Raw genomic sequence first — 6,644 nt, 5'->3', positions numbered from 1 at the left:
ATTATAATGTTGCAGGCTCCTGGTGGATATCCCTGTTGGATCATCCTACATTTTAAACCCATGGTTTCATCTCACATCTACTTGGGTGTTTAATAAGTAACCTAAATTTATCTAATTATTTCTTTAATCTTATTTTTTAATTTTTCTAAAATTTTAATTTTATTAATTATATATTTTTCTTCTCTAAATTCATTAACTATTATGTTTAACATTTCATTTATATATTTTAGTGGTTTTTTATCTAATATTCTTCTAAGATAATTCCAATCTATTTTGTCTGTATAAATATACATTAACTGAATAGCATCTTCAATGTCTTTTAGTGAGCCTAAGATTTTTATTTTTGCTGTAATAAGTTCTTCAAGTGGCGACAAATATAGATTTGCTCCATTTATTTCTATTGTTTGCTTTCTATTTAATGTGGAATAATCTAGTTTAGTTGAAGCTATTTTGAAGTCTAAAATTCTATTTAATGGAGATATTATTGTGAAGTGAGTTTTTTCTTTAAATGCATTTTCCATTTCAGCTAGGCTCATTTTATACCCCTCTTTCCTCAAAGTGTTAAATAACTTTTTAATATCATCTATACTTTCTATTTTTATTAATAAATCAATATCAAGTGTTGTTCTTTCAATTCCTAATAATATAGCTGCAATTCCGCCAATTAGGCAGTATTCAAAATTATTTTTTACTAGAATTTCGGCAATTTTCTTTATGTCATCTATTAGTGTCATTTCTTTTTCTCCTATGAAATTTTCTTATCATTTTTCTCAGTAGTTGAGCTTCCAACATTCTTTCTGTTATTTGATTGTATGGTAGGTTGGTGATTTTCATTGCCACTTTTATGCTGAGTTCATTTAACTTTGAGAATTCTTTGAGTATGTTTAGGGCTTTTGACGGTTTTTGTTTTGTCATTTTTCTCACAACAAAATGGTATTTCTATGTATTTAAATGTAAAATTATGATATTTAATTAGGTTAAAGCTTTCAATAATTCTTTTCCTTTAGTCGTTATGGCATAATAGATTCTAACTCTTCCTTTAACTATTTCACTTCTACTTTTTGAGATGAGTCCCATTTGTTCAAGTTCCTTTAAGTGCTGATATATTGCTGGAATTGTAATGTCATTTCTTTTTTCGACAACTTTTTTCCAAACTTCATATCCATGAAGCTTTTTGTCTTCAAGAGTTTTCAAAATTTGTATTTTTGTGCTTCCAATTCCAATTCGAGGCTTAGTTTTAACTTTAAATTTAATGAATTTTTCTAGTGTTACATTTTTTTCTAATTCCTTTATGGCTGCAACTGGATCCTTTAATCCAGATCCAGTTATTATGCAGACTATTGTGTCGGATGGGTCTATAGTACCTTGTTCTACTAGTTCTCTTATACATGCTATTGTTGATGCTGCAGCGGGCTCAGCAAATATTCCCTCTGTTTTAGCTAGTATTCTTGAAGCCCAAAGCATTTTTTCGTCAGAAACTTTAACTGCAAATCCTTTACTTTTTCTTAATGCATTTATAGCTTCTAAATCTCTACTTGGATTTTTAAAGGCAATGTCCACTGCAATTGTTTTTTCAAATTTTTCTTTTAAAATAAGTTTAGAGTGAAATTTATCTACTATTGGGGCACATCCTTCTGGTTGTACTCCAATTAATTTTGACTCTATTTTTTCTATTAATCCTATTATTTTAAATTCATTAAGTGATTTCCATATAGCTGATACTAGTCCTCCACTTCCCATTGGAGCGACTATAAAGTTTGGACATTGCCAATTGAATTCTTCAATTATTTCGAAGCCAATTGTTTTTTCTCCTTCAAGTATAAATGGATCTGCATTGTCAGCGAAATAATGTTTTCCATTAAAGTTTACCTCTTTAAACTTATATGCTGGTAGTATGGTGGCTCCATAAACTATTATTTGGTATAACTTACTAGCATCTATTTGTTCTGAGATAAAGACTGTACATTTTAATCCTGCTTTAGCTGAATATGCTGCTAATGCTGCTCCTAGATTTCCTTTAAATAAGCCATGTATTCCTATATAGCCTTCTTCATTTAACTTAGTTATTAGTACTGAAGCTCCACGGTCCATAAATGAGCCTGTAGGATTTTTAGTTTCATCCTTTACATATAATTTTTTTATACCTAGTTTTTCTCCGAGTTTTTCACATTTAATTAGTGCTGTTTTTCCTTCACCTAGTGAAATTATTGATTTAGGATCGCATGGTAGAATTTCTATATACTTCCATACTCCATCTACTCTTTTTTCAAGTTTTTCTCTTGAAAGTATATTGGCTATAGATTCATATTCATATGTAATTTCTATTGGTCCATTACATTTTGTACATCTTCCAATAATTTTCTCTGTATCATATTTTTTGCCGCACCTTGTACACTTAAAGAATATTGTTTTCATCAATATTTAAGAAATTCTTTATATATTTAAGGTTAACCTTAAGCTTCATTTAGTAACTAAAATTTCTGGATATGGGTCGATAGTTAAGATTTAATATTAAAGTTTTATTATTGATTTAAATTTTGTTTTTACTTTCAATTTTTGGGTGAAACTTTGAGTGTTAGTCGTGCTAGATATGCTGCTTATACTAGTATGCTTACTTCTTTAGTCTATGTTATGACTAGTATTGCTGTTCCTATGCCTAAACCTCTAGGTGTTTGGCATATGGGTGATGTTGCATCTTTCATTGCGGGTATTCTTTTTGGTCCTAGAATTGGTGCTTTTGCATGTGGTGTTGGTGCAATGCTATTTGATGTCTGGAATCCATTGTATCAAAGTGCATTTATTCAATGGGCTCCTGCAACAATTTTTATACGTGGAGTTATGGGATTTATAATAGGTTATTTAAGAGATAAGATTACTTCTAATCGTAGGATTTCCGAAGTTTTTGCAATGGCCTTAAGTCATGTATGGAAGAATTTCGCTTATTTCTTTTATGATTACATGTTATTTGGCCCTGTTGCCTTTTTAGATCTAGTGACTTTCTTTCCCCTAAGTGTGGTAGATATAATTGTCAGTTTACCTTTAATTGCTGGTATTCGAAAGGCATTGAAAATTGAATATGTTGTTTAGGTGATGTACATGACTGTTTTAATCGATGCTCATGTCCATTTGGGCTCCTTTCCTCTTTTTAATGTTGAGTTAGATGTTGAAGGAATGATTGGTATAATGGATGACTATAATATTAGAATTTGTATTGTTTTTTCACTACCTAATGAAATTACGTTGAATGCTATAAGGAAGTATCCTAAGAGGATTTCTGGTTTAGTTTGGGTCAATCCATATGAGGGGGAGAAAGCTGTGAGTGAAGTGAAAAAATATATTGGGGATTTTGGCTTTAAAGGGATTAAGTTACATCCATTGCTAAATTCATTTTTACCAGATCAAGAAGTGGTTTATCCTATTATGGATTTAGCTGGAAAATATGATGTTCCAGTACTGTTTCATTGCGGCCATCCACCCTGGTCATTGCCATGGCATTTCAGTAATTTAGCTGACGTTTACCCTGATGTAAAGATTATTTTGGGTCACATGGGTCATGGACATATAGTATATATTAATGGTGCCATTGAAGTTGCTAAAAAGCATGATAATATTTATCTTGAAACTTCTGGTATGCCAATGCATGCAAAAATTAAAGAGGCAGTTGAAACTGTTGGTGTTGATCGGGTTCTTTATGGTTCTGATATGCCCTTTGGACATCCTGCTTTTGAAATTGAGAAGGTGATGGTTTCAGGGTTAAGTGAGGGTGAATTGGAGTTTGTTTTAGGTAGAAATGCATTGACTCTCTTTAAATTGAAGCTTTGATTTTAATGTTGATCTTAATTTTTCAATTGCTAGTGGATGTGCAACTGCGGGTTTAAATTCTTCCTTTAAAATTTGATTATAGGTTTCTTTATCAAGGATAACTGTCAATTTGTCGTTTAGCTTTAAGTCTTTAAATGCTAATTTTATGGCTTTAATGGTTTCAGAATCTGGTCTAAAGTATGCAAAGTAGTGTTTGTAGTGGTTTTTGTGAGTGTTAACATATTTTTTAACTCTTTCTCTAGTTACCTCAATATATTCCTTTTTAATTTCTTCTGTCTCAAGCCATTCAGGCCAATCATATGCGTAGAATGGATAGTGTTTAATGAACTCATATGGTATAACTCCTGGACTGCTAACTGCAATTAAATGAAGTTTCTTAAAGAATGGGTAGCCTGAAATAGCATTTAGAATTGCTCTCCAAGTTCTAGACCTAGTATATGGCTTCTTATATGCGCATGGAAGAAATAATACGTAGTTTTTTCCTTTTGGCGGCTTATAAAATCTAGTAAAATAGTCTTGCCAAACTTCATAATATGGATGAACAATAAATTCATGCCCTACTCCTCTCAAGAATATTCTCTTTGACTTTGGAAATTTTGGTATAAAGTTGTAATTGTTGAAATCTAATTCCACCCTCGGATTACTCTTCCATTTCTCTACAAGCTGATAAAATTGTTTTTCATCTAGAGGTCTCCAATTACCTTTTATCCAGTCTTCCCATAATTCTGATTGCACATGTGGATATGCATTTATAATTACAATGCTATCAGCAATTTTTAAAGCTAAATTCATGGTTTCATCAAGAATCTTTCTTTGAAGTTCAGGTTTTCTATATAGGATAGGATGACCGTTAACTAGAACATAAATTCTTACTCCAAATCCATAATCACGTAGAAGTCTCACAGCCTTCAGATAATCTTCAACTTTAAATCCCTTCCTATAATATCTTTCCAAAATTTCATTGTCAGCTAATTCTAAACCCATGGCAACTGTAATCTTCACTTTCCTACTTCTCAATAATTTCAGTGTCTCTTCATTAATGAATTCTGGTCTAGACTCGATTACTAATTCATCAACATCATATTTTTCAACAATTCTAACTACCCATTCAACAAAATTTTTTGAAAACTGTTTTTCATCTAAAAAGCTTCCAGATGAAAATATTTTCAGCCTATTTATTTTCCCTCTACTTACATGTTTCTTAATAAATCCTTCAAATCTCCTTTTAAGCTCATTTTCCGCTACTTCAACTTTCTTCTTACCCCATCCACAAAAGTAGCATTGACCCCAAGCACACTTACCCCTCTCAAGTATCATGTGGACAGTTCTATTCTGATGGACTGACATGTCTTAATCCTCACCTTACTAATTAGATGTGTTAATAATGATATAAACATTTAAAGTACTAAACCAAATATGTAATCTTAATAGTTGGGGGGATTCAATGAGCAAACGTATAATAATATTTCTATTTATTGGGATAATTATTGGTTTCTCTTCAGGATATATGATACTACCAAAGCCAGTAAATCTTGAAGCAAAAATAGAAGAGCTGGAAGAAGAATTACTGGAACGTGAAGCTACCCTTATCTCACTACAAAGTCAAATAGATGAACTAAACAACGAAATCACACGTCTAAACGAAAAGTTATCTAAACTTCAACAACAAGTTGAAGTAGAAATTTTAGGCATTTACTTTTCACCAAAAGGCGGATGTGAACAACAAGTTATATACTGGATCTCAAAAGCTAATATGTCAATTCACATTCTAATCTACAGCTTTACCTCAGACTCGATTGGCAACGCATTAATAGAAGCCCACAATAGAGGAATTGAAATAAAAATAGTGTTTGAAAAAAGTCAAGTAAGCAAATACAGTGAATACTTCAAATTAAAAGAAGCAGGAATAGAAGTACGCAATGACACAAACCCAAAGCTAATGCATCACAAAGTAATGATAGTAGACCAAATAATAGTCCTAACAGGAAGCTACAACTGGTCATATTCAGCAGAGAACAACAACAATGAGAACCTAATAGTGATTAAAAGCAGACAAATAGCCCTAATCTATGAAACAGAGTTTCAAAAAATATGGAACCAAAGCGGTAAATAAAACTAGGCAAATTCAAGGTAACGTTAAATCTTTAAGAAACCTATAGTTAAATATAATAGCAATGATGTAGAGACAAAGACTGAAAAATGATGATCTCATCTCACACTGAGCTTCCCTTAAAATAAGCTCATACAATAAATTTTTCTTTTACAAAAGTAAAGAAACTTATTTTGCTTATCATTTAAAATGGAATTTAATCCTACAGGATCGGATATCTGGCTAGTTGTTAACGGAGAGAAGATATCTGTCCTTTTATTGTAAGTTAGCTTAATAGGAACTTAATTGAGAAGCTTGAGCAACAGAAACTCTTTCAATTCTTTTTTAATTAAGATTTTTTGTAACCAGGATACATTAAAAGCGTATTCGTCCACAAACCAATAAGGCCAACTTTCAATTCTTTTTTAATTAAGATTTTTTGTAACTCCCAAGCCAAAACTCCCCAACTACGAACTCAACTTTCCAAGCTTTCAATTCTTTTTTAATTAAGATTTTTTGTAACTAAAACTAACGGCGAGTGGAGAGAAGAAATAAAAATTACTAGCTTTCAATTCTTTTTTAATTAAGATTTTTTGTAACTTAATTGAGGAGTATGGTTTGAAGCGGAAGAGGAAGATCTTTCAATTCTTTTTTAATTAAGATTTTTTGTAACAAAATTAATCGAAATTATAAAGTTATACAACGATTACAACTTTCAATTCTTTTTTAATTA

General features: G+C 31.2%; 7 protein-coding genes. 3 read left to right on the top strand and 4 right to left on the bottom strand.

Features of this window, described 5'->3' with window-relative positions; all coding sequences use genetic code 11:
* Positions 1 to 107 precede the first annotated feature (107 nt).
* Genes ACW8TM_RS10560 through thrC form a run of 3 tightly spaced genes read right to left on the bottom strand, consistent with a single transcriptional unit; the run spans position 108 to position 2,415 of the window.
* Positions 108 to 734: a DUF6036 family nucleotidyltransferase gene (locus ACW8TM_RS10560; RefSeq protein ID WP_491533257.1), complete on the bottom strand. Its 627-nt coding sequence runs from the start codon at positions 732 to 734 to the stop codon at positions 108 to 110.
* Complete coding sequence (locus ACW8TM_RS10555) at positions 718 to 915, bottom strand: hypothetical protein (protein WP_491533256.1); 198 nt, start codon at positions 913 to 915, stop codon at positions 718 to 720. The genes ACW8TM_RS10560 and ACW8TM_RS10555 overlap by 17 nt, the downstream gene beginning before the upstream one ends.
* Before the next feature lie 57 nt (positions 916 to 972).
* Positions 973 to 2,415, bottom strand: a complete 1,443-nt coding sequence (gene thrC / locus ACW8TM_RS10550) for a threonine synthase (protein WP_491533258.1) — start codon at positions 2,413 to 2,415, stop codon at positions 973 to 975.
* 153 nt (positions 2,416 to 2,568) lie between these two features.
* Between thrC and ACW8TM_RS10545 the strand changes: the two genes are divergently transcribed.
* On the top strand, positions 2,569 to 3,087 hold the full coding sequence (locus ACW8TM_RS10545; protein ID WP_491533254.1) for an ECF transporter S component: 519 nt from the start codon (positions 2,569 to 2,571) through the stop codon (positions 3,085 to 3,087).
* Between the two features lie 9 nt (positions 3,088 to 3,096).
* Complete coding sequence (locus tag ACW8TM_RS10540) at positions 3,097 to 3,822, top strand: amidohydrolase family protein (RefSeq protein ID WP_491533253.1); 726 nt, start codon at positions 3,097 to 3,099, stop codon at positions 3,820 to 3,822.
* On the opposite strand, the gene ACW8TM_RS10535 is transcribed toward ACW8TM_RS10540, so the two are convergent.
* On the bottom strand, positions 3,781 to 5,169 hold the full coding sequence (locus ACW8TM_RS10535; RefSeq protein WP_491533252.1) for a DUF5591 domain-containing protein: 1,389 nt from the start codon (positions 5,167 to 5,169) through the stop codon (positions 3,781 to 3,783). The two genes, ACW8TM_RS10540 and ACW8TM_RS10535, sit on opposite strands and share 42 nt — an antisense overlap.
* 97 nt (positions 5,170 to 5,266) lie before the next feature.
* Between ACW8TM_RS10535 and ACW8TM_RS10530 the strand changes: the two genes are divergently transcribed.
* Positions 5,267 to 5,935 (top strand): phospholipase D family nuclease, encoded by a 669-nt coding sequence (locus ACW8TM_RS10530; protein ID WP_491533251.1) that lies wholly within the window; start codon positions 5,267 to 5,269, stop codon positions 5,933 to 5,935.
* Positions 5,936 to 6,644 lie beyond the last annotated feature (709 nt).

The sequence above is a fragment of the Candidatus Culexmicrobium sp. genome (assembly GCF_058356305.1).
Note: the sequence above shows the minus strand (reverse complement) of the source record. Positions and strands in the feature narration are given on the sequence as shown.